We start from the raw sequence: 22,313 nt of genomic DNA, 5'->3' as shown, positions 1-22,313 counted from the left end.
TCGTGCTGGACGCCGGCGTGAGGAGGGTCATCCCCCACGTCTACGGCTCGATCATCGACAAGGAGACCGGGCTCACGAGGACCGACGACGTCCGCACCCTGCTCGCGAAGGTCAAGGCACTGGTGTAGGTAACTCTTGATTTCATCAGGAGCACAATATTGCGGTGGCACTCGCAGACCTTGGGCGACGGTAAGGTAGTGAGACAAAGGGACAGTCCCTTTGTCTCATGGTCGACTGGCGAGTGAAAAGCGGGGGCGAGGCCATGGCCTCGCCCCCAACCTTACTCTGGACCCTTGGAGGACGCCCGTCCTACTCGCCGCCGACCTCCAGCTCATCGCGGATAGCAAGGATGAAGTCGCGCGTGTTGAGCGTGGTGGGGTTCTCCAGCGTGGTGATGTGGGCGAGGTCACCGGTCATGCGCCCGCCCTCGATGGTCTTCACGGTCGCGCGCTCTAGGCGCCTTGCGAAGTCCACAAGTTCGGGCGTACCGTCGAGCTCGCCGCGCTTGGCAAGCGCCCCGGTCCACGCGAAGATGGTGGCAACCGAGTTGGTCGACGTCTCCTCCCCGCGCAGGTACTTGTAGTAGTGACGCTGGACCGTGCCGTGAGCGGCCTCGTACTCGTACTGCCCGTGGGGCGAGACGAGCACCGAGGTCATCATGGCGAGAGACCCAAACGCCGAGGACAGCATGTCGCTCATCACGTCGCCATCGTAGTTCTTGCATGCCCAGATAAAGCCGCCTTCGCTCTTCATGATGCGTGCCACAGCGTCGTCGATGAGGGTGTAGAAGTACGTGATGCCGGCGGCCTCGAAGCGCCTGCGGTATTCGGCCTCGTACATGTCCGCAAAGATGTCCTTGAAGCGGTGGTCGTAAATCTTCGAGATGGTGTCCTTTGAGGCAAACCACAGGTCCTGGTGGGTGGAGAGGGCGTATTCAAAGCAGCTGCGCGCAAATCCCTCGATGGAGGAGTCCACGTTGTGCATGCCCTGGATAACGCCGGGCTGGTCAAAGTCGTGGATCAGGCGACGCTCCTCGTGGCCTCCGGCGTCGGTGAAGACCAGCTCTGCCTTCCCTGCGCCAGGCACGCGATACTCGACGTTTTTATAGACGTCACCGTAGCCATGGCGGGCAATGGTGATGGGGCGCTTCCAGCACTTCACCACGGGCTCGATGCCCTTGACCACGATGGGGGCACGAAAGATGGTCCCGTCGAGCATCGAGCGAATGGTGCCGTTGGGGCTCTTCCACATCTGGTGCAGGTGGTACTCCTCCATGCGCTGGGCGTTGGGGGTGATGGTTGCGCACTTGACGGCCACGCCAAGACGCTTGGTTGCCTCGGCGGAGTCGGCGGTCACCTGGTCGCCTGTCTCGTCTCTGTGCTCGAGGCCCAGGTCATAGTACTCGTTCCTGAGGTCGACGTAGGGGCAGATGAGCTCATCTTTGATGAGCTGCCAGATGATGCGAGTCATCTCGTCGCCGTCCATCTCGACAAGGGGGGTCTTCATTGCGATCTTCGACATGCATTCCTCCAGCGTGGTTGTGTTGCGGCCCAATGTCACCCGTACAGCTCAAGTCTAGCCGACAAAGGCTACAAAACGGTTTCGGGCGAGAGCCATGCGGGCTGGTCGCGGCTTACGACGCGCGCGCAAGCATAGGCTCGTGGCAGCGAGAGGATCGCAGCCCCTCGGTACGCGCCCGAGGGCATGAGTTCGAGCGACACGGCACAGTCTGCCACGCCATCGTCTACCAGGCACAGCGGCAAAAGGAGACGCATGGTTTCGGTGGCAGGGTCGTATGCGGGGGCTGCCGTGCGGTAGCTTGCCTGTGCGAGGTGTAGCGAGAGGGACGCCGCGTCCTGAAGTGCCTGGCCCATGCGCCGGTAAAGGCCAGGATCGGTCTTGATTGCGCGCGCCAGCTCCCTGCAGGTGCTGCGGCTTAGATGACCGTTTCCGGTGTCGATACCGTCGCGTAGCAGGAGTGAGGCCCCATCGCTTCCGGACAGCTGCTCCTCGAGGAAGGCCCGTGGCAGGCGTCCGACCTGCCTGCCGAGAAGCGCCTCGGTGTCCAGGACGAGCATGTGGCCCCGCTGGCAAGCCACGTCCTCAATGCGCCCCAGGTAGCTCGTCGGCTGCGGGAGCTCGGATAGCGTTGCCACAAGACGGGCGCCAGGCTCCCCCGAGCCTGCGGTGGCAAAGCCGTCGAGCTTCCAGGGGATGTCACCGGCATTGGGCGAGAAGACCGCATAGATGTCCTCGGCAAAGGGCGTGAGCAGCCCCGTGTCGAATGCCGCGAGCGAGCCGTCTGCTGCAGTGGCAACGCGCCCCTGCTCAACGGCACGATGGAAGGTCACGGTGAGGTACTCGCGCAGGATGCCGTAGCGAGAGGGACCTCCCACGCCCTCGCCAGGGAAGTTCCAGCGCTCCGGCGCCGCCATGGTGGAAAGCGTCCCCAGCGTGCGCTCCCAGGAGCCGATGAGCGCGAACTGCGCAAACTCGCGAAGCGGACTCACGGCAGACGCACCTGCCGCCCGCTGTGACGTGCTTGCGAGGTCGCTCCACGCGCCCTCGTCTGCCGCAGGCAGGCCCTCGAGGCCAACCTGCTCATGAACCGCGCTGGTCCCATCGTCACCGTCAACCAGCGAGAGGCTCCACTGCTTGCCGGACGAGGGTCGCGACGTGCGGCGGATTGTGACCTCGACCGGACCGGAGCCGTCCTCATGGAGGTAGCGGAGCGGGAAGGTGATGCGACTTCTCGTGCCCGAGAGGGTGCCCGTCGAGCGGGCCACGCGCCAGTCCTCGTCGAGCGTGCGCGTGACATCGGCATCGATGGGAAGCTTCTGGTAGAGCATGCGGAGAAGCTCGTCCTTGCAGTGGACCTCTGCCGAGAAGCGCTCGGGGAGGTTCTGATGGGGGAGCGGCTGCGCGCTTGGCGCTGGCGCGGAGACGGGTGCGGGCGCCGGAGCATGCATGGGCGCTGCGACAGGAGCTGGCGTCTCGGGCTGCGGCTGAGTCGCTGCCGCGAGATCCGCCTCCATGTCTTCATAGGGGTCGTAGGTGATGGTGAGGTTGATGCCAGGGCCAGCTGGCGTCTCGGGCGCTGTATCCCCGGGTGTCTCAGGTTCTACCTGCGGCTTGTTTGTCTCCTCGGGTGTCTCGGTGGCCGGTGTGGTTTGCGCCTCGGGCGCGGGCTCTGGTGTGACTTCTGGCTCGGGCTCCTGTGCAGATTCCGGCACCGCTGCGGGCTGCTCCACGTGGCGCGGCTTTGTCGGCTTGGGGTCATGCGAGCCCTTGCGCCGCTTCCATGGCTTGCCCTTGCCGCCCTTCTCGGTGCCACTGCCGGAACCAGCCTGTCCCGAGCGGTCGAGGTAGCCGTCGTACTCCTCGTTGGGCACGATCGTGGCGTAGACGCGTCCCTTCTTGAACACGGTGAGTCGCACGAACTCGGGGAGCGCCTCCATAAGAGATTGAATGTCGTTCTGTCCAACGTCCTGCGGCGCAATGCCGTCCTCCTGGAGCACCTCCTCGACGCGCGAGAGCAGCGTCTGACGGTTGGTCCCGAGGGTGGATGAGAGAAGCCTGTACAGGTAAAGCCTGTTTCCTGGTGTAATTCTGGGCATCGTTTGCGGCCTTTCTTTAAGAGCCGCCCGCAGTGGGGGCTGAGTTTGTAAGTTTCTACAGTAGCACCCGCAAGTGTTGGCGCACAGGGATTTCGGCGCGGATGGAGATGGGGAGTCGGGCCTCCGGATGGCACGTTTTTACGGTTGGTGGCAGTTTTTCGGAGATATCCCGAGTATCAAGAGGTTTGAGCCTTGATGAACCCCAGGTCAGCGATGTGCTACTCTCGATATCTCATATCAAAGATCTTCCCAAAACTGCCACCAACCGTCATTTTGCGAATTGGGATGGCCCGGGGAGCCCCGCACGAGTTTCGTGTCCGCCTTTTTGGCTGGACCTCGAGGGCCGACTCGTGAAATTTCTCCGGTTAGCCATGCGTAAACGTTCGCAACTTCCGGTATCGCGGGCGTCTCGTGGAAATTCGTCGGTTAGGCCATCGTAACCGTCCGGGATTTACGAGTTCAGGAGCCCCGCTCCCTGAAGCTGGCGGCACCACCCGCCAGACCGCCGACGGCCGACGGTGCCCCCTGCGTGCGCACCCGACTAGCATCAAAGATGCATGGCAGCTCCGGCGCAAGGAGAAACCTCGTGAAACTCAACGTCCGCAGGACCGTTCTTATCGGCTTCGCGTTCTTCTCCATCTGTGCGTTCTGGCAGATGTACAACAACGTCATCCCTCTCATGCTCACGAACACGTTCCGCTTGGACGAGACCTTCTCGGGCATGATCATGGCCGCCGACAACGTCCTTGCACTCTTCCTCCTGCCGTTCTTTGGTTCGCTCTCGGACCGCTGCCACAGCCGTCTTGGCCGTCGCATGCCCTTCATCCTTGTGGGCACCGCGCTCGCCGTGGTGGGCATGGTCTTCCTGCCCGTCATCGACAACGCATACTACGCGGACGGCTCGGGAGCCCTTCTTGCCGCCTTCATCGGCATGCTGCTCTTTGTGCTGGTTTCCATGGGTACGTACCGAAGCCCGGCCGTTGCGCTCATGCCAGACTGCACGCCCAAGCCGCTGCGCTCTCCCGCAAACGCGATCATCAACCTCATGGGTGCCGTCGGTGGCATCATCTACCTGGGGATTGCCTCTGTCCTCTACAACAAGGGTCGCACCGCCGGACTCGACCACGTGGACTACCTGCCGCTCTTTGCGATTGTGGCGGCCATCATGGTGGTCTCGGTGGCAATCGTGTTCCTCACCGTGAAGGAGCCCAAGCTCGAGGCTGAGGTCGCGGCCTACGAGGCCAGGCATCCCGAGGAGAACCTCGTCGAGAAGGATACCGCGACGGGTAAGGAGGTGCTTCCCGCACCGGTCAAGCGCTCGCTGGGCTTCCTTCTCGCCTCCATTGCCCTTTGGTTTATTGGCTACAACGCCATGGAGACCTGGTTCACGACATATGCGCAGGCAGAGTGGGGTATGGCACTGGGTGAGGCGTCGCGCTGCCTCATTGTGGCAAACGTGGGCGCCATCGTCTCGTACATTCCCGTGGGAGCCATTGCCAGCCGCGTGGGCCGCAAGCGCACCATCCTGGGTGGCATCGTGCTTCTCGGCGGGGGCTTTGCCTTCTGCGCTGCCTGGACCTTTGCGGGCATGGGCTTCTCGCCTGCGCTCTACGTGGTGATGGTGGTCCTGGGCATGGGCTGGGCGGGTATCAACGTGAACTCGCTGCCCATGGTGGTCGAGATGTGCAAGGGCTCCGACACCGGCAAGTTCACCGGTCTCTACTACACGTTCTCGATGGCTGCGCAGACGGTGACGCCCATCGCTGCGGGCTGGCTCATGCACCACGTGAGCTATCGCTTGCTCTTCATCTATGCCACGGTGTTTGTCGCCGCGAGCTTCGTGACCATGCTCTTTGTGCATCACGGCGATTCTAAGCTGGTCGAGAAGCGCGGACTCGAGGCATTTGATACGGACTAGCGATATCCTAGGGGCATCGCGTTTGGTTCCACTGGTTTTGAGGAGGATTGTCGATGGTACGCTGCATGATTCGCAAGCACCCGGTGCTTTTCGCCGCCGGCATGGCCGTGGGCCTGGGGGCGGCTGCCGTGTGCGGCATGGCGCCTCGCACGGGTAACAAGACGGTGGACGAGCGCTGGGACGAGTTTGCCCGCTACCGCTATGCGCATCGCGGTCTGCACGACGATTCCCTAGGCGCCCCAGAGAACTCGCTTGCTGCCTTTAGGCGCGCCCGCGAGTACGGCTTTGGCGTTGAACTTGACGTGCATCTCACGGCGGACGACCGTCTGGTTGTGATCCACGACTCAGACCTCAAGCGCATGACGGGCAGGGAGGGCATCGTCGAGGAACTCATGCGCCCGCAGCTCGAGGAGTACCGTCTCAACGGAACCGACCAGGGCATCCCCACGCTTGGTGAGGTCCTGAGGATCTTCGAGTGGGATGGCAGGGGAACCATGCCCGCGCCGCTCATCATCGAGATCAAGACCTACTGCGAGAACGCTGACCTTCTCACCAGCCGCGTCATGGAGTGCCTGGACACTTTCGACGTGCGCTACTGCATCGAGAGCTTCGACCCGGCGGTGCTGGTGTGGCTGCGCCGCAACCGTCCCGAGGTCATTCGCGGCCAGCTCTCGATGGACTTCCTCGCCAGCGATGCCGGTGCAAGCGCCAAGGCACTGCCGCTGCCGCTGCGCGTGGGGGCAACTGCCCTTCTCGGCAACGTGGCCGCCAAGCCGGACTTCATTGCGTACAAGTTTGATGACCGCAAGCAGCCTGTGGTGCGCCTGGTGTGCGGGCTTCTCGGCGGCAAGCTGATCACGTGGACCCTACGAAGCGAGCGAGACATGCTCGCCTCCGAGGCCGAGGGTGCGCCGGTGATCTTCGAAGGTTTCCTGCCTGCTCCGCAGTCCTGCGTGAACGCGCATTGGAAGGGCGCTACGGCGTAAGCTCGCGAGAAAGACTGCCAACTGGGTCGCCGCCTTGCTCATGCAGGGCGGCGCACTTCTCGCTATTGTTGGCGCGCTTCTCGTCCCTGTGACCCTTTGCCCAGAGCTTGGCCTCGCGGTTGCGCATGTTCCACACCGTGGCCTCCATGCCCAGCGGGACGTAGTCGAGCTTCTCGAGGTCCTGGGGGAGGTACTCCACCAGGCCGCGCTGTGGCGTGGGCGAGAAGTGCGGGGGTTCCGGTCCGGGCGCGGCTTCCAGGGCAAAGACCTTTGCACCGTTGGCCGCAAGGCGCTCCTCGTAGCCGCTCGTGGGTTCGTTGGGGAAGTCTGCCCGTGCGTCCTCACTGGTCCAGAGTACCTCGTACCCGGCAGCGGCAAGCTCCTCGAGCGTGAAGAGGTAGAGGGGTCGGCTGTCGGTCTTGAGGCGAAGTGCGCCACTTGGCGCGAGGATGCGGCGGTAGTCCATAAGGTATGTGGCGTCGGTGAGGCGCAGGCGCGCCTGGCGTTTGCGCGGAAACGGAGTGGGGAAGTTGAGGTAGATGCGCGAGAGCTCGCCAGGGGCGAAGGCCTCGGTCACGCGGTGGCCGTCCCAGGCGAGAAAGACCACGTTCTCAAGGCCGCTCTTCGCGGCGATGCCGCCGGCGTAGGCCATACAGAGCGGCTCGCCGTCCATACCGAGGAAGAGCACGTCCGGCTCGCAGCGGGCGGACTCCACCGTGAAGGCACCCTTGCCGCAGCCAAGGTCGAGACGGACCTCGCGGAAGCGCCTCGGCTGCGCTGCGCCTTTTTCGAGGGCTGTGCTGCCAACGGGAAAGCATGCCTCGGCCCAACGGCCAGCGTAGTCCTGCGGCGCAGGCTCGATGAAGTCCGCGTAGCGCTCGAGACGCTCCTCGAGGACGAAGTGCTTGGGAGTTCGTGCGTGCATGGGACCTCGGCTATTCTGTGCTCGTCTCGGCGCTGGACGCGGACGCGGCGTTTGCGCTTCGCCCGCCGCCCAGCGTGAACGTGGTGGCGGCATGCAGCATGTTGACCTCCGCCAGCTCGAGCTTGCCGTCGATGTAGGGCTTGTACATGGCGTCGATAGAGCCAACGCCCATCGAGCAGCCGCTGCACTGCTCGCACGAGCCGTCGCCGCAGAAGCTGAGCCCGCGGCGCACGATCTCCTCGCGCTCTTCTCTCGTGGTGTCCTTGATGAGGATGCTCTGTGTCATGCGCGGGCGCTCCTTAGAGCTTGCCATGGAGCTTGAGCTCCTCAATGAGCATACGGTCACGGTATTCGGCAAGGGTCTCCGGAGTGTTGCCTGTCTCGGGGGTACGGTGAGAGAGTTCCTCGTCCACGCCCCTTTGTGCGATGTCAGACCACTCGGCGGGGAACTCTTTCCAGTCTGCCATGTCCTTGAGCCAGAGCGTCGTGGAGTCGTGCAGGTGGTTCATGAGGCCGGCGACGCCTCCCTTGCCGCCGCCAAGCTCGAACACGAGGGACGGTCCCATGATGCCCCAGCGGATTCCAGGTCCAAAGGTCACTGCCTTGTCCGCGTCCTCTACCGAACACACGCCGCTCATCACGAGGTCTGCCACCTCGCGGTAGAGCGCCATCTGAAGTCGGTTGCAGATGAAACCTAGGGTTTCCTTCTTGAGCACAACAGGCTCCATGCCGATGCGCTGGTAGAAGTCCTTTGCGCACGCGACGGTCTCCTCCGTGGTCTTCTCGCTGCGTGTAATCTCGACGAGGGGGATGAGGTGGGGCGGATTGTAGGGGTGCCCGCCGCAGAAGCGCTCGGGGTGCTTGGCGTTCTTTGCAATCTCGGTCACGAGAAGACCAGAGGTGGAGCTTGCGACGATTGCGTCGGGGGCGGCTGCGGCCTCGATCTGCTCAACGATCTCCCACTTGACCTCATAGTGCTCCGCAGAGCTCTCCTGAATGAACTGCGCGTTCTTCACGGCCTCGGCGACGGAATTGGTGTAGTGGATGCGGGACGCGATTTCCTGCGCCTGTCCCTCCGTGTAGACGCTGTTCCTGACGAGGGAGTCCAAGCTCGCCTGTACGCGCTGTCGCGCAAGCGAGCTGGACTCCGGCGTGCGGTTTTGAGCCCAGACCTCAAGGCCCGCCATTGCGAACTTGAGCGCATAGCTGTAACCGATGACCCCCGCGCAGATAGATGCGGCTACCTTGATATCGTTTGCCTTCATGCCAATCCTTCCGATGCGTGCCTGCCAAGAAGTATAGGCCAGGTAACGTGCCCGATTTTGTTTTTTCGATACCGATATGGTGCCTATATGCGCAAATGCTCGACTAGGAACAAGGAAGGATTACATGACGTATGTCTTATATAGAGAGAAGAATAATTCAGTCAGTTGATATAGGTTTTCCTCGTCGGCAAACCAAGAGACGTCACCTATTCTTATATAATTTGACCTAATATAAATACGTGAACTAGTCCCATTCTGGTAGCATATCTCAAACATATCAGTGTACCAACCATCCTCAGGAATATTGAATATTGTGGCAAGCGGCGGTCCATTTACATCAAGATTGCTAAGCATGCCGACTACTGCTTCCGAGTCGTCTTCGGAGAGTTCTTCCGAGCCGCCATCACTACCAATAATCAGCACGCGATTAACCTTACTAAAATCCGGGTAGCCAAAAAACTGCGGAGGAGCAGACACGGTAAACAGGGTGATGACGATAAGCATAGGGGCAATAAAACGAACTAATCTTTTGCAGCGTGCTTCATCGTCATCGCCCCACTTGTTGTTGCCAACTCATCCGCTCAGCCCGACTCCTTCATCTTGATAAGTACGGTATATGGTGATTAGTCTCACATCACTTCGGACAAGTGATGTGAAATCGGCAGACGGATGAATAAGCCCTACGAGTTCTCATTGTGCTTGGGGAATCGTTCGATGGCTTAAGATGGAACTGTCGTGTGAATGTCCTCGAATGTCGAAGGAGCCAAGATGGCTGATGATGCAAAGCAGCGCGCGCTCGACGCGCACAGGGAATGGCATGGCAAGATCGAGGTCGTGAGCAGGGCAAAGATTGGCACGCCGGAGGAGCTTGCCGTGGCGTATACGCCGGGTGTCGCCGTCCCCTGCCTTGAGATCCAGAAGGACCCGAGCCTGTCGTACGAGTACACCCGTCGCTGGAACCTCGTCGCCGTGGTGACAGATGGCTCCGCGGTTCTCGGCCTTGGCAACATTGGCCCCGAGGCAGGCATGCCGGTCATGGAGGGCAAGTGTGCCCTCTTCAAGACCTTCGCCGACGTGGACGCCTTCCCCCTGTGCATCCGCTCCAACGATGTGGACGAGATCGTCCGCACCGTGCAGCTGCTCGCCGGCAGCTTTGGCGGCGTGAACCTCGAGGACATCTCCGCACCGCGCTGCTTCGAGATCGAGCGTCGCCTCAAGGAGACCTGCGACATCCCCGTCTTCCACGACGATCAGCACGGTACCGCCGTCGTGACCTGCGCCGCGCTCATCAACGCGTGCCGTCTCACCGGGCGCGAGCTTGCCGATGTCAAGGTGGTCTTCTCGGGCGCCGGTGCCGCGGGCATCTCCATCGCACGCCTCATGAAGCGCATGGGCGTGCGCGACGTGATCATCTGCGACCGTCGTGGTGCCATCTACGAGGGCCGCGAGGGGCTGAACTCCGTGAAGGAGGAGGTCGCCACCTGGACCAACCGAGAGGGCGTGCACGGAAGCCTTGCCGACGCAGTCAAGGGCACCGACGTCTTCGTGGGCGTCTCCGCCCCCGGCGCGCTCACCCAGGACATGGTGCGCACCATGGCGAAGGACCCCATCGTCTTTGCCTGCGCGAACCCCGTGCCCGAGATCATGCCCGACGAGGCGCTCGCCGCTGGTGCCGCCGTGGCGGCGACCGGCCGCTCGGACTTCCCCAACCAGATCAACAACGTGCTGGCGTTCCCCGGCATCTTCCGCGGTGCGCTTGACGTGCGCGCGAGCGACATCAACGACGACATGATGGAGGCTGCTGCCTACGCCATCGCCGGCCTGGTGGACGACGAGCACCGCGCGGCGGACTGCATCATCCCCGGTGCCTTCGACAAGCGCGTCGCGCCCGCCGTGGCTGCGGCTGTGGCCGACGCCGCACGCAAGAGCGGGGTTGCGAGGATCTAGCGTTCGAGCATTCGAATGGGCTTAAGAGGGCGGGCCTTTGGTCCGCCCTCTTTTTTCGCGACAACTGAAGGACTGCGTTACTCAATCCTTCGATTGCTACGGCTACGGATGATTCCCTAGGAAAATGTGGGAGACTCGCACATTTTTCCAACGAATAATGTGCGAGCTGTGTCGGCGAGACTCATGGTGATTGCTCCATGTCCGTTATGGTGCCTGCAAAGAGTGGCGTTGGTGTCATGTTGTCAAGGATGAAGTAGACGAAGGGCCGGTCTAGGATGACCTCCCGGACCTCGGGCTCATCCGGCGTTGCCGTTGAGCCAACCATGTTTATTACGGTGACCGCTGCCGCCCTTGTTCCGGTCTCGTTTACGTCGATGAAGGTCTTTTGAAGCATGGTGCTTATGGCAAGGTTACCGTCCTTGAGGGTAGCCATGTGCGAGAAGACGGTGAGCATGGTGTCTAAGGCATTGCGTGCCCATGCCTGACAGCTGGTCGTTGAGCTGTGCATCTGCGGCGATGTGGTCTCTAGCTGGGAGAGCATATCTCCTACGGCTCCGGCTGCTGTCAAGGCCAGGGCAAGGGGTACCGAGAGAGGAGAGGCAAGCGCGTTTTGCCTGCCGGTTTGTGAGATAGGCGACTTGAAGAAGACGAACAGTGAAGTCAAACAGCGCGTGCGTTGCCATTGGTCTGCAAGGGCGTTAGCGATGGGTTCTTGCTCGCGTGAAGCGTTGCACTGCGGGCAAATCGAGGAGGGAAAGAGCGGTTTGGCGTCCAACGGGGCGTTCCATGGGTACTCCCTGCATGTAGCGTAACGCAATTATTCACTGTGGAATCTTCAGGAATTGCTGTGAACCGACAAGAGGAAGGCTTCGCGCGAGCTGAGTGGCCAAAATTACGTTCGGAAGTCAACATATGTGGATTATTTTTACTAGCACAAGCCGTATGAGACTGTGTCGGATGCCCCGGTGCGGAGTTCGGCGAGTACATGCGGACGCCCTCGCTAGCGTTTTCCCTGTTGGAGATAACGTCGGGTGGAAGGGGCGTGCGCTAGCGAGGGCTACCCATGCCCCCCGCGGCTCTGGACTTACACACAACCTTACTTTTGAACGTAAATCAGGACTGTTCGCCAGTGCGGTGATGTCTGTGAACACGGGACAGTGCTGAAGTAACCGTGCGGAGCGAAGCTACAACACAGTGGGCGGGCTTATTTCTGCTAGAGCTCAGTCAGAACGAACAGGTCGGGTGGCTGGCTGCAGATGTATTGAATGCGCTCTTGTGCAGCGGCATAGTCGCCTGCATGATCTGGGTCATCACGGTAGCAACTGATGGTTGCCGTTGGCTCGACCTGAGAATCCAGCCATTCATCCAAAATGTTGTCAAAACCCTCGCGTAGCGAAATTGAATACGAGTGACTCTGCACGCCGCCCTCTCGGAGATGCGCTGTCATGGTGAGAGTGGTTGACGCCAACAGATCCGCACTGCGCCTTTCGAGGAGCCTATGCAACGCGATGCCGGCCTCGGCTTGTTGGACGGCCTCTTCCCAGGTTGGGGTTCCAGAAAGGCCCTTCTCGGATAGTTGCTGGGAAAGCGCCTTTGCCGCGTCGAGAGCGTCGTCTGTTGGAAACTCTGTATACAGAGTTCTGTTAAATGCGCGCTCGTCTTCGTCCTGCACATCGTAAGCCACTACGTAGCCCGTGGCGGTACCGTTGTCCTCTGGAAGAGGCTCGTTCTCGCCCGTTTCCCCGTTATACAGTGCATCGAACCTTACGATAGCTTGCCCTGTCGCATTTTGACCAGCCGCAAGACTTGTGTTTGGCCCAGAGAGCGAGTATTCAATTGATTCGATTCCATCCCCCATGCAGGTAAGATCGATATCTCTCGAAGCATACCACATTCCGGCATCCGTGGTGCCTGAGGAGCCAAGTGTGCTAATGAATCTCGTGGTAAGCACGCTCCCGTCCTCTTGGGGCATGCCTTCGGCGTATGCACGCAGCACAAAGGGATTACTTGGACTCTCTGTAATCGAATCCTGGTCGTTCTGCTGATTTCTGCCGAGAATCGCCAAACCCAATAGAGAAGCGGCGACACCTACTGACACAGCGCCTCCCCACAGGAGATGCCGTCTTATGACGGAGCATCCTGTTCTAGTCCAAACGATTGCGTCGCCGCCCATTTGGCGAGCCTTGCATTCAACCCTTTCTCGTACCTTATTGGGAAGCCGTACCTCCTTGGCTAGTGCTTTGAGTTCCCTCTCCAGCAGCTTGTCACTCATTATTGCCCTCCATTCCCATAGATTCGAGATATCTCTTCATCTGTAACCTTGCTCTATGGAGTCTTGTACGTACGGTGGCTGGTGGACAGCCCACTATCGCGGCGATTGTTTCGGTTGGGTATTCCTCAACATAGTGAAGAAGGGCGACCACACGCAGCTTCTCGGGCAGTGCCTTGAGCGCCGCCCAGACGGGATTTTGCTCAAGAGCGCTTACCGCCGCTTCCGCAGGATCGAGATCTGTAGAAGGGATCGCGGCAATCATCTCGTCGGACGGGGCAATGCGCTTGTGCCAAGGGGATCTATACAGCTCGTGGCATCGATTAATGGTTACTCGCAATAGCCAGGCGTGGAGGTGTTCTTCATCAGCAAACTCCGTTTTGCTCGTAAGAAGGCGCAGGAATACGTCTTGAGAGACATCTTGGGCATCAATCTGAGAGCGAGTCTGGCTTAGGGCAACAAGGTAGACGGCGTCTCCATGGAGGTCCATTGCACGACGGATGAAGCTTTCTCTCCCACTGCAGGGCGCATGGTGTTCGCTGTCCCGCATGTATGTCCTCCGCTTCATCTTGTGACTGTTACCATTTGCATGCGCTAGCGGGGTCGAATGTTCCCGCTGAACAGAAAAAATTGTGCAATGCGCGTGAGAGTAGTGCGGTGGTATTTGTTTCGGAGTGACAGCCCTGCGTCTATGAAGGCTGCAGACTTCCCGTGCAAGACGGATAGCTCAAATTGCGTACGGAAGCCAAGATATGTAGGTTATTTTCCTGTGTGGAGGAGCGCTTTGAGTCCTAGGCGGTGGGTGCAGTACCAGCCGGATGGCATTTTCCCTGTTGGCGATTTCTGTAGGCCTTCACGAATGTTGCCCAACGATGGTCAATAGCCCCCGGTGCGGTCACCTACTTACACAATACCTCGCATCCGTACCTAATTCGGGACCGTCTGCTAGCGCAGTTCGCTTCCGGAGGCGCCCACCGTGCTACCAGGCTTCGCGCTCACGTGGTTGACCACCACAATACCTGCGCTCACCAGCGCTAGCGCGCAGACGGACCGCACGGGGTCAACCTGCTGGTACTCACCGAGAAGTACCGCAGAAAGCACGAAGCCAAACACGGGGTTCATAAAGCCGTAGACCGAGATGCGCGAGACCGAGTTCACGGAGAGTAAGAGCGACCACACACTGTACGCCGCCGCCGAGATGAAGCCCATGTACGCGAGAAGCGCAATGGCGCTCGGCCCGACGGGCGAGAGAGCCCCACCGCCAGCCACGCCCATCGCCATGAGTCCGAGTCCGCCCACCACAAACTGCCACCCGCTGAGAAGCACCGGGTCATGACGCGCGGAGAGCCTCTGGATGAGGCAGGAGGACGTGGCCGAGCACAGCGTGCTCAGAAGAATCATCCCCTCGCCCATCGGCGAGAAGGAAAGCGAGAGGCTCCCCAGGCTGCCTCCGAGGTTGATGAGGACCACGCCAGAAAACCCCAGCAAGCAGCCCGCGACCTTCCTGCCGGTGAGTCGCTCTTGCCGGAACGCCAGCGCTGAGAGCAGAATGGCAAAGAAGTTGGCGCTTGCCTCGATGACCGAACTCGTGGTTCCCGCGGCATGAGCAAGTCCCAGGTAGAAGAAGGCGTACTGCCCAAAGGTCTGGAAGAGCGCCAAAAGGGCAATGGGGCCAATATCGGTGTGTCGGGGTACAAGAGACTTTCGCCAAGCGATGCTCACGAAGAGGGTGACCATGAAGCCGGCAATGACGAACCTTGTGCCAGCAAAGAGCATTTGCGATGCCGTGTCGGTGCTGGCAATGCCAAAGAGTGCGTAGCCAACCTTGATGCAGGGGAAGGCTGATCCCCAGAGGAGGCAGCAAAGCGCTGCAACGAGAAGAGCGCCCCACGTGCTTGTGAGGAAGCGCTCCTTTTGCGCGTTCATATGGAACTCTGCGTCCGCCCCCTGTGTCATGCGTCCCCTCTCGTTTCCGGCGATTTAGTATACGCGGTTGCCGGGCCTTACAACCACCCCGCCCTGGCCCGGCTGCCGCTGCATAAAAAGGCTCTAGCGCGGGGTTTTCGAGACCTCCGTGCACAAAAAAGCTCTATCGCGGGGCCTATAGACAAGCTAATATCAAAAATGCAATTACATATGCAATTACTCGTATAGTTTATGGAAAATTTACATAAATACGCATATGATAGTTCAATAGTTGATAAAAGATCACGGAAGGTCCCCGCGATAGGCTGTTTTTGTGCACGAGCTTCGGAATTTCCCATCGATAGCCCGTTTTTTGCGCACCACCAGCAGGCAAGAAAGCGACCCCCGGGAAGGGCTCTGCCCTTGTCCCCAGAGGTCGTGGGTCTGATGTTCTTCGATGCCGGGGGACAAGGGCATACCCCTCCCCGGCTGCACTTATGCGAAGTAGCTGATTCCTCCCTCGAATAGCGGCTGGTACGCGTTGCCGGGCACGTTCTTATAGAGGCCGACGCCGCTCCGCTCGGTGTGACCCATCTTGCCTAGCACGCGTCCGTCGGGCGAGGTGATGCCCTCGACGGCCATGAAGGACCCGTTTGGGTTGGAGCGCAGGTTCATGGACGGCAGACGGTCGGCGTTGACGTACTGCGTGGCAATCTGCCCTGCGCCCCCAAGGCGCTCGAACTCGCCTGCGGCGCAGACAAAGCGTCCCTCTCCGTGGCTGATCGCAATGTTGTGCACGTCACCAACCTTGCACTTGGAGAGCCACGGCGAGATGGTCGACGCCACGCGTGTGCGCACGAGGCGGCTCTGGTGGCGCCCAATGGGGTTGAACGTAAGCGTGGGGGAGTCCTCTCGCGCGTCGACGATGTCGCCATAGGGAACCAGCCCCAGCTTGATGAGGGCCTGGAAGCCGTTGCAAACGCCCAGCATGAGGCCATCACGCGCCTGGAGCAGGTCGCGCACCGCCTCGGTGACAGTGGGGTTGCGGAAGAAGGCCACGATGAACTTGGCCGAGCCGTCCGGCTCGTCGCCGCCGGAGAATCCTCCGGGGAGAAAGACGATCTGGCTCTCGCGGATTGCGCGCACCATGGCATCCACGCTCTCGGAGACCGCCTGCGGCGTGAGGTTGTTCACAATGACCGTCTTGGCTATGCCGCCCACGCGCTCGAACGCGCGTGCAGAATCGTACTCGCAGTTGGTGCCGGGAAAGACCGGAATTACCACGCGCGGCTTGGCGAAGCTTGCGCCGGCCGTGTGGCGCGTAGGCGTAACGCCTGCTTTCTCGGCGTCAAACGAGAGGGGCGTACATGCTGGGCCCTCGGCCTTGCCGAGGTACGGATAGACGCTAGAAAGCGCGCTTTCCCAGGGCTTCTGCAGGTCGTTCAGGATGGACATGCGCTCGCTGCAGGCATAGAGCGCGTACTCCGCAAGCGTCTCGCCAAACGACGCCACGGTAACGCCCGCCGGGGCGTCCGGCAGGTTGGCACCCTGCACAAGCTCAATCACAAAGCTGCCGTACGCGGGATTGAGCAAGGCGTCCGCCGTGAACTCTTCGCGTACGCGCAGGCCGATGAAGTTGCCTACGCACATCTTGAACATGGCCTCGGCCATGCAGCCATAGCCCGGCGTGCTCACCGCGCGCGCGGCCCCGGAGCCAATGAGCTTCTCGACGTAGTCAAACGCGGCGAGAAGAGACTCCGCCGTGGGCGTGATGCCGTCGTCGGCGTACTCCGGCACCACAACAATCACCTGGTCGCCTGCGTGCTTGAACTCCGGCGAGGTCACGCGGTCCACCGTGCCCAGGCCGGTCGCAAACGAGACCAGCGTGGGCGGCACGTCGAGGTCCTCGAACGAGCCGGACATCGAGTCCTTGCCGCCAATGGAGCCAATGCCCAGGTCAAGCTGGGCCACGAGCGCGCCGAGAAGCGCAGCCGTGGGCCTGCCCCAGCGCTTGGGGTCGTCGCGGAGCCTCTCGAAGTACTCCTGGAACGTGAGGTAGAAGTCCTTGTGCTCGAAGCCCATGGCCACGAGCTTTGAGACGGACTCGACAACCGCCAGGTAGGCACCAGTGTACTCGTCCTCGCTCATGAGGTAGGGGTTGTAGCCCCACGCCATGCCCGAGCACGTGGTGGTCTCGCCGTCCACGGGCAGCTTGGCCGCCATGCCAAGCGCGGGCGTGAGCTGGGTTGTTCCGCCAAACGGCATGAGCACGGTGGCGGCTCCGATGGTGGAGTCGAACCTCTCTGCCAGGCCCTTGTTGGACGCCACGTTGAGGTCGCTCACGAGAGAGGCCATCTTCTGGGCAAAGGTGTCGCCGCTCCATTCGTGGCGGTATTCGTGGGATTCGCACACGCGCACCGAGGTGGACTTGGGCGCACCGTTCGACGAGAGGAACTCGCGGCTCACGTCCACGATGGTCTTTCCGCGCCACGCCATGCGCAGACGGGGCTCCTCGGTGACCTCGGCGACAATCGTGGCCTCGAGGTTCTCCTCGCGCGCATAGCCCAGGAACTCGTCCACGTCTTCGGGCGCAAGCGCCACGGCCATGCGCTCCTGCGACTCGGAGATGGCAAGCTCGGTGCCATCAAGCCCGTCGTACTTCTTGGGCACGCGGTCGAGGTCGATGAGCAGGCCGTCGGCCAGCTCGCCAATGGCAACCGATACGCCGCCGGCGCCAAAGTCGTTGCAGCGCTTGATGAGGCGGCATGCGTCACCACGGCGGAAGAGGCGCTGCAGCTTGCGCTCGGTGGGGGCGTTGCCCTTCTGGACCTCGGCGCCGTCCTTCTCGAGGGACTCTACGTTGTGCGCCTTGGAGCTGCCCGTGGCGCCACCGATACCGTCGCGGCCGGTACGACCGCCGAGAAGCACGATCTTGTCGCCTGGCGCGGGGCACTCACGACGCACGTGGCTTGCGGGAGTGGCACCCACCACGGCGCCTATCTCCATGCGCTTGGCCATGTAGCCGGGGTGGTAGAGCTCGGAGACCTGTCCGGTGGCAAGACCAATCTGGTTGCCATAGGAGGAGTAGCCCGCCGCCGCCGTGCGGCAGATCTTGCGCTGCGGGAGCTTGCCGGGAAGCGTGCTTGAGACCGGTGCGGTGGGATCTGCCGCGCCGGTCACGCGCATGGCCTGGTACACATAGCTGCGCCCGGAGAGCGGGTCGCGGATGGCGCCGCCAATGCAGGTCGCTGCACCACCAAAGGGCTCGATCTCGGTGGGGTGGTTGTGCGTCTCGTTCTTGAAGAGGTAGAGCCAGTCCTCTTCGCGGCCGTTCACGTCGACCTTTGCCTTTACGGTGCAGGCGTTTATCTCCTCAGACTCGTCAAGGCCGGTGAGCTGGCCTGTGTGCTTCAGCCACTTGGCGCCAATGGTGCCCATGTCCATGAGGCAGACGGGCTTGTCGTCTCGCCCAAGCCGGTGGCGAATGTCCATGTAGCGGCGGAACGCTGCCGCCACCTGGGGGTTGTCAAACTGGATATCGGTGAGGGCGGTGCCAAAGGTGGTGTGGCGGCAGTGGTCGGACCAGTAGGTGTCGATCATGCGAATCTCGGTGATGGTGGGCGCGCGCCCCTCGCGGGCAAAGTAGCCCTGGCAGAACTTGGCGTCGGCGACGTCCATGGCAAGGTCGCGGTCGCTCACGAAGTCTGCGATGCCCTTCTCGTCCAGGTCGAGAAAACCGTCCAGGACCTCGACGTCCGCAGGCTCCGGGTAGACGGTGGCAAGCGTCTCGCGTGCGGTGAGCGACGCCTCGCGCGCCTCGACCGGGTTGATCACGTAGTGCTTGATCGCCTCGAAGTCGTCGTCGGTGAGCGCGCCCTCTAGCACGTATACCTTGGCGCTTCTCACCGTGGGGCGCTCACCCTGCGAGACGAGCTGGATGCACTCGGCGGCCGACGCGTCGCGCATGTCAAACTGGCCCGGCAGAGACTCCACCGCAAAGACCTGCGCGCCCTCGGCAACCTCGGGCATCTCGCGCGTGGCACGGTCCGTCTGCGGCTCGGAGAAGACCACCGGTATGCATTGCTCGAAGAGCTCCTCCGGGATGCCCTCGACGTCGTAGCGGTTGATGATGCGCAGGCCGGTGAGCGACGAGATGCCCAGCATGTGCCTAAGCTCATGGCTGAGCGCCCGCGCCTCCCCGTCGAATCCGTCCCTTTTCTCCACGTAGATGCGCGAGACCATCGAGGCCACCTTTCCTGCTGGGTGTGGGCTGATTGCGCCGCGGACGCGACGCGGAGGAACGCCCACCATTCTACGGCAGAGCCGGCTGTGGCGCAGGAAGCCGCGACGCCCGCAACACATTCGTTGCCGATTGTGTGACGCGCCCCAGGTCGCAACAGATTCGGCCGCGAATGCGTGACGTTTGGATACACATTCGCGGCCGATTTGCTCGACTCGGGCACTCGTCCAGGGTGCATGAAGCTCTCGTGAGAAAGCCCCTACGCGTCCTCGTCGATCTTCTGGAGCGTCGCCATGATGGGTGGGATGATCTGCTTCTTGCGGCTCACGACGCCCTTGAGCAGCGCCATGCCGTCCTTGGGCTTGACGTCGAAGGCCTGCGCAACCACGTCCTCCGCGCCGTTGCCAAAGATCATGAGGTCGGTGCTCTGCGACTTTACGTCGGTGAACATGTAGAAGATCATCGGCAGCTCCTCGGCCTTGGCGGCCTCGGCCATGAACGGGCGCACGAGGTTCTCGGCGGCCACGCGGCTGTTCTTGGTCATATAGCTGCCCTGGCCAACGCCAAACTTGGCATTGCCGCGGCTGAAGACCTTGAAATCCTGGTGAAAGACCTCCTCGGCGGTACGGCCCGTGAGGTCTGAGCCTGCCTCAAACATAGAGTCGGCGTACGCCTCGATGTCCTCGCCGCAGATCTTGGCCAGCTCCTCTGCTGCGTGACGATCCCTTACAGTGCAGGTGGGGGAGCGGAACATCAGCGTGTCGGAGAGGATGGCCGAGAGCATGAGGCCTGCGATCTTGGGCGGGATCTCCACGCCGGCCTCGGTGTAGGCACTGTAGATGATCGTGCAGGTGCAGCCCACGGGTTCGGCGCGGTAGTAGACGGGCGCGTTTGTCTCGATGGTGCCAATGCGGTGGTGGTCGAGAATCTCCATGATCTCGGCCTGGTCAAGGCCGTCGACAGCCTGCGAGCGCTCGGAGTGGTCAACGAGAATGACGTGCTTGCGCTTGATGTTGATGAGGTTGGGCGAACTCACCAGACCATAGTAGGAACCGTCCTCGTCGATGACGGGGAAGAAGCGGTGACGCGACTTTGCCATGACCTTGCGGGCGTCATCCACCGTGGTGTTGACCGAGAACTGCAGGATTCCCTTGCGAAGCATCTTGGCACGCACAGGCATGGACATGCCGATGAGGCGTGCGGCGGCGAAGGTGTCGTACGGCGTGGTGATGATGGTGCAGCCATGGTGCTCGGCCGAGGAGATGACGCGCTTGGACACGTTGGCGCTGCAGCAGATCACAAGGCAGCCGGCGTCGCACTCGACGGCAAACTGCTGCGTCTCGTAGCGGTTGGTGACCAGCACGATGTCGCCTGCCTTGATGGTGTCCTCCATCATCTCGGGCGTGGTGCCCACGCGCACGTGACCCTGGGTCATGCGGCCGTCTGGGTCTCCCAGCAGAAGCGTTCCGTTGAGGGTCTCGATGATGTTCCTGTAGGAGGTCTGGGCCTCGGAGAGCATGGCGGCATCGAAGATGTCCATGTTCGCGTTGGCGATGTCCTTCACGGCGATAAGGCCGGTGAGGTGCTTGTCCTCATCGGTGACGCAGAGCGTATCAACCTTGGTGTCCTGCATCATGTTCCAGGCGGCGAAGAGGCTCATCTCGGCATCGATGCCGGGCTGCTTCTGCACCACGATGTCTTTGATCTGCGGGGTCACTGACGTGATGAGCGGCGGCTCCTCGAACCCAAAGTGCTTGAGCACGAAGGCCGTCTCGCGGTTGAGGGCGCCCGCGCGCCTGGCCTCGTAGATGGGCTCGTCGATCTGGTTCTTGAGGTATGCGTAGGAAATGGCGGCACAGATGCTGTCCGTATCTGGATGCAGGTGGCCGATGACGTTGATCTTGCGGATTGTCTCAGGCATGTATCCCCCTATGTTCTCCGTGCACCATGCCGACCGCTGGGTTGGCCGAGGTCGTACTGGTGTATCCCATCCAACCTGATTGTGCCACCGCCGGTGACAGAAAAGATGCACACATGGGTGAAACCGCTGGTTTTGGGCACGCAACGGCATCCGATTGTGCATAAACGTTGAAGGGCCGCGCCTTGTGCGGTGATTGGTGCCGATGCTGAGGCTGACTGCCGTCGAACCGCATCCGTCCTAGGGCTCACCGTAGGCATTGAGAAGTATCCTTGTGAGACTGCCTGAGACAGCTAGACAAAACAGGTGGTGGATTAGCATTCTAAGTGCAACACAATGGCCCGCCGAATGAAGGCGTGGCACACTCCGGAAGGCTACGATGTTGGTTGTCTAGGCCAACGTCGGAAGCTGGAAGGAATGTGCCACTACAGGCATCTTGGCCCTCAGGAGAGGGACCGCATGGCCACGCTGCATGCAGGGGGAAGGTCCATCGGCTACATCGCGAGAGAGACCGGTAGGGACAGGTCGACCATCTGCCGCGAGCCCAAGGGGAACGGCCGCCACGGCCGCCATGGGGCATGCGCCGCACAGGGGAGGGCGGACGGGCGCCGCAGGAGATGCAGGCCGAAGAGGCGGCTCTCGGGCCCCGCGCTCGCGTAGAAGGTGCGCTCGCTCATCATGGACGGCCACTGGTCCCCGGACGAGACAGGCGGCAGGCCCAGGCTGGAGAACGGCGGAAGGTGCGTCGCGGGCCTCCCGACGGCCTGCCGGGAGGCCCGTGCGGGCGCCCCCGGCCTGCCGGGATCCTGCCCCGAAGGCAAGGTGCGGCGCCACCTGCGCAGGAAGGGGCCCGAGACGAGGGGCAGGGTCAGGGCCTCGCGCACCGTGGAGGAGAGGCCCAAGCAGGCCGATGGGAGGTCTCGCCCCGGGAACCGGGAGGGCGGCACGGTCGTCGGCCCGGGGCCGGCATGCCTGCCCGTGCTCGCCGACAGGGCGTCGAGGCTGCTCCTCGCGAAGGGATGCCACCACGACAGCGGGAGCGTCTGCAGGGCCGAGGTCGGGCTGCTGCAGGGACGTCCCCTCGAGACGCTCACCCCGGACAGGGGCAAGGGGTCCGCAGGGCACGCGGATGTCACAAAGGCCTTGGGAGGTGTGCAGTCCTGCTCCTGCGACCCCCACCATCCCTGGCAGAGGCCGACGGTGGAGGACGCCAACGGGCCCCTGCGGGAGCTCTTCCCCAAGGGCACCGACTTCGGCAGGGTCACGGACGAGGAGGTCCAGCATGCGGTGGACCTGATCGACGACAGGCCGAGGAGGGTCCTT

At 61.8% G+C, this 22,313-nt stretch carries 16 protein-coding genes and 1 pseudogene; 5 read left to right on the top strand and 12 right to left on the bottom strand.

All coding sequences use genetic code 11. The annotated features are described in order from the left end of the window. Positions 1–309 precede the first annotated feature (309 nt). Both E0E00_RS02315 and E0E00_RS02310 read right to left on the bottom strand, forming a co-directional pair. Positions 310–1,521 carry an NADP-dependent isocitrate dehydrogenase gene (locus E0E00_RS02315; protein ID WP_130810992.1) on the bottom strand — a complete coding sequence of 404 codons (1,212 nt, stop codon included), beginning with the start codon at positions 1,519–1,521 and terminating at the stop codon, positions 310–312. 68 nt (positions 1,522–1,589) lie between these two features. Further along, positions 1,590–3,617, bottom strand: coding sequence for a DUF3825 domain-containing protein (locus E0E00_RS02310; RefSeq protein ID WP_130810991.1), 2,028 nt, complete (start codon positions 3,615–3,617; stop codon positions 1,590–1,592). A gap of 586 nt (positions 3,618–4,203) precedes the next feature. Here E0E00_RS02310 and E0E00_RS02305 point away from each other — a divergent pair. Then, positions 4,204–5,535: an MFS transporter gene (locus E0E00_RS02305; protein WP_130810990.1), complete on the top strand. Its 1,332-nt coding sequence runs from the start codon at positions 4,204–4,206 to the stop codon at positions 5,533–5,535. Between the two features lie 53 nt (positions 5,536–5,588). Then, positions 5,589–6,521 (top strand): glycerophosphodiester phosphodiesterase family protein, encoded by a 933-nt coding sequence (locus E0E00_RS02300; RefSeq protein WP_130810989.1) that lies wholly within the window; start codon positions 5,589–5,591, stop codon positions 6,519–6,521. Here the strand turns inward: E0E00_RS02300 and E0E00_RS02295 are convergent. From E0E00_RS02295 to E0E00_RS14600, 4 genes are all read right to left on the bottom strand, one after another. Beyond that, complete coding sequence (locus E0E00_RS02295; protein ID WP_130810988.1) at positions 6,511–7,446, bottom strand: tRNA (guanosine(46)-N(7))-methyltransferase TrmB; 936 nt, start codon at positions 7,444–7,446, stop codon at positions 6,511–6,513. The genes E0E00_RS02300 and E0E00_RS02295 overlap by 11 nt on opposite strands. 10 nt (positions 7,447–7,456) lie before the next feature. Then, a complete protein-coding gene (locus tag E0E00_RS02290) occupies positions 7,457–7,759 on the bottom strand; it encodes an NADH-ubiquinone oxidoreductase-F iron-sulfur binding region domain-containing protein (RefSeq protein WP_242622097.1) in 303 nt (100 codons plus the stop codon). Beyond that, positions 7,746–8,711: a 3-hydroxyacyl-CoA dehydrogenase family protein gene (locus E0E00_RS02285; RefSeq protein WP_130810987.1), complete on the bottom strand. Its 966-nt coding sequence runs from the start codon at positions 8,709–8,711 to the stop codon at positions 7,746–7,748. Before E0E00_RS02285 ends, E0E00_RS02290 begins: the two co-directional genes overlap by 14 nt. Positions 8,712–8,831: 120 nt before the next feature. Next, a complete protein-coding gene (locus E0E00_RS14600; protein WP_130810986.1) occupies positions 8,832–9,215 on the bottom strand; it encodes a hypothetical protein in 384 nt (127 codons plus the stop codon). A 264-nt stretch (positions 9,216–9,479) separates the two neighbouring features. Here E0E00_RS14600 and E0E00_RS02275 point away from each other — a divergent pair, with 264 nt between their 5' ends. Next, complete coding sequence (locus E0E00_RS02275) at positions 9,480–10,658, top strand: NADP-dependent malic enzyme (protein WP_130810985.1); 1,179 nt, start codon at positions 9,480–9,482, stop codon at positions 10,656–10,658. Between the two features lie 181 nt (positions 10,659–10,839). Here E0E00_RS02275 and E0E00_RS02270 read toward each other — a convergent pair whose 3' ends face one another. The 6 genes from E0E00_RS02270 to E0E00_RS02245 all read right to left on the bottom strand — a co-directional run bounded on the left by E0E00_RS02270 (position 10,840) and on the right by E0E00_RS02245 (position 20,993). Further along, on the bottom strand, positions 10,840–11,199 hold the full coding sequence (locus tag E0E00_RS02270) for a serpin family protein (protein ID WP_130810984.1): 360 nt from the start codon (positions 11,197–11,199) through the stop codon (positions 10,840–10,842). 672 nt (positions 11,200–11,871) lie between these two features. Beyond that, positions 11,872–12,930: a hypothetical protein gene (locus E0E00_RS02265; protein ID WP_130810983.1), complete on the bottom strand. Its 1,059-nt coding sequence runs from the start codon at positions 12,928–12,930 to the stop codon at positions 11,872–11,874. Then, positions 12,923–13,477 carry an RNA polymerase sigma factor gene (locus E0E00_RS02260; RefSeq protein WP_130810982.1) on the bottom strand — a complete coding sequence of 185 codons (555 nt, stop codon included), beginning with the start codon at positions 13,475–13,477 and terminating at the stop codon, positions 12,923–12,925. The genes E0E00_RS02265 and E0E00_RS02260 overlap by 8 nt, the downstream gene beginning before the upstream one ends. A 395-nt stretch (positions 13,478–13,872) precedes the next feature. After that, positions 13,873–14,883 (bottom strand): DMT family transporter, encoded by a 1,011-nt coding sequence (locus E0E00_RS02255; protein WP_242622096.1) that lies wholly within the window; start codon positions 14,881–14,883, stop codon positions 13,873–13,875. A 444-nt stretch (positions 14,884–15,327) separates the two neighbouring features. Continuing rightward, entirely contained in the window at positions 15,328–19,074 is a 3,747-nt protein-coding gene (locus tag E0E00_RS02250) for a phosphoribosylformylglycinamidine synthase (protein WP_130810981.1), read from the bottom strand. A gap of 257 nt (positions 19,075–19,331) precedes the next feature. Then, entirely contained in the window at positions 19,332–20,993 is a 1,662-nt protein-coding gene (locus E0E00_RS02245) for a putative manganese-dependent inorganic diphosphatase (protein WP_130810980.1), read from the bottom strand. Positions 20,994–21,326: 333 nt separating this feature from the next. Between E0E00_RS02245 and E0E00_RS14275 the strand changes: the two genes are divergently transcribed. Both E0E00_RS14275 and E0E00_RS02235 read left to right on the top strand, forming a co-directional pair. Further along, positions 21,327–21,650 carry a helix-turn-helix domain-containing protein gene (locus E0E00_RS14275; RefSeq protein WP_130810979.1) on the top strand — a complete coding sequence of 108 codons (324 nt, stop codon included), beginning with the start codon at positions 21,327–21,329 and terminating at the stop codon, positions 21,648–21,650. 18 nt (positions 21,651–21,668) lie between these two features. Continuing rightward, positions 21,669–22,295: pseudogene (locus tag E0E00_RS02235) on the top strand (IS30 family transposase); the annotation flags it as partial. Positions 22,296–22,313: the final 18 nt, after the last annotated feature.

Origin of the sequence: Olsenella sp. Marseille-P4559 (assembly GCF_900605015.1) — a bacterium.
GTDB lineage: Bacteria > Actinomycetota > Coriobacteriia > Coriobacteriales > Atopobiaceae > Tractidigestivibacter.
This window is presented reverse-complemented; position numbering and strand designations above follow the sequence as displayed.

Bases quoted from the DNA above. Each gene is read 5' to 3' on its own strand.
- E0E00_RS02270 (WP_130810984.1), bottom strand. From the start codon at position 11,199: ATGCTCTCCCAGCTAGAGACCACATCGCCGCAGATGCACAGCTCAACG.
- E0E00_RS02285 (WP_130810987.1), bottom strand. From the start codon at position 8,711: ATGAAGGCAAACGATATCAAGGTAGCCGCATCTATCTGCGCGGGGGTC.
- E0E00_RS02275 (WP_130810985.1), top strand. From the start codon at position 9,480: ATGGCTGATGATGCAAAGCAGCGCGCGCTCGACGCGCACAGGGAATGG.
- E0E00_RS02245 (WP_130810980.1), bottom strand. From the start codon at position 20,993: ATGCCTGAGACAATCCGCAAGATCAACGTCATCGGCCACCTGCATCCA.
- E0E00_RS02300 (WP_130810989.1), top strand. From the start codon at position 5,589: ATGGTACGCTGCATGATTCGCAAGCACCCGGTGCTTTTCGCCGCCGGC.
- E0E00_RS02310 (WP_130810991.1), bottom strand. From the start codon at position 3,617: ATGCCCAGAATTACACCAGGAAACAGGCTTTACCTGTACAGGCTTCTC.
- E0E00_RS02260 (WP_130810982.1), bottom strand. From the start codon at position 13,477: ATGCGGGACAGCGAACACCATGCGCCCTGCAGTGGGAGAGAAAGCTTC.
- E0E00_RS02295 (WP_130810988.1), bottom strand. From the start codon at position 7,446: ATGCACGCACGAACTCCCAAGCACTTCGTCCTCGAGGAGCGTCTCGAG.
- E0E00_RS02290 (WP_242622097.1), bottom strand. From the start codon at position 7,759: ATGGCAAGCTCTAAGGAGCGCCCGCGCATGACACAGAGCATCCTCATC.
- E0E00_RS14600 (WP_130810986.1), bottom strand. From the start codon at position 9,215: ATGCTTATCGTCATCACCCTGTTTACCGTGTCTGCTCCTCCGCAGTTT.
- E0E00_RS02255 (WP_242622096.1), bottom strand. From the start codon at position 14,883: ATGACACAGGGGGCGGACGCAGAGTTCCATATGAACGCGCAAAAGGAG.
- E0E00_RS02265 (WP_130810983.1), bottom strand. From the start codon at position 12,930: ATGAGTGACAAGCTGCTGGAGAGGGAACTCAAAGCACTAGCCAAGGAG.
- E0E00_RS02315 (WP_130810992.1), bottom strand. From the start codon at position 1,521: ATGTCGAAGATCGCAATGAAGACCCCCCTTGTCGAGATGGACGGCGAC.
- E0E00_RS14275 (WP_130810979.1), top strand. From the start codon at position 21,327: ATGGCCCGCCGAATGAAGGCGTGGCACACTCCGGAAGGCTACGATGTT.
- E0E00_RS02250 (WP_130810981.1), bottom strand. From the start codon at position 19,074: ATGGTCTCGCGCATCTACGTGGAGAAAAGGGACGGATTCGACGGGGAG.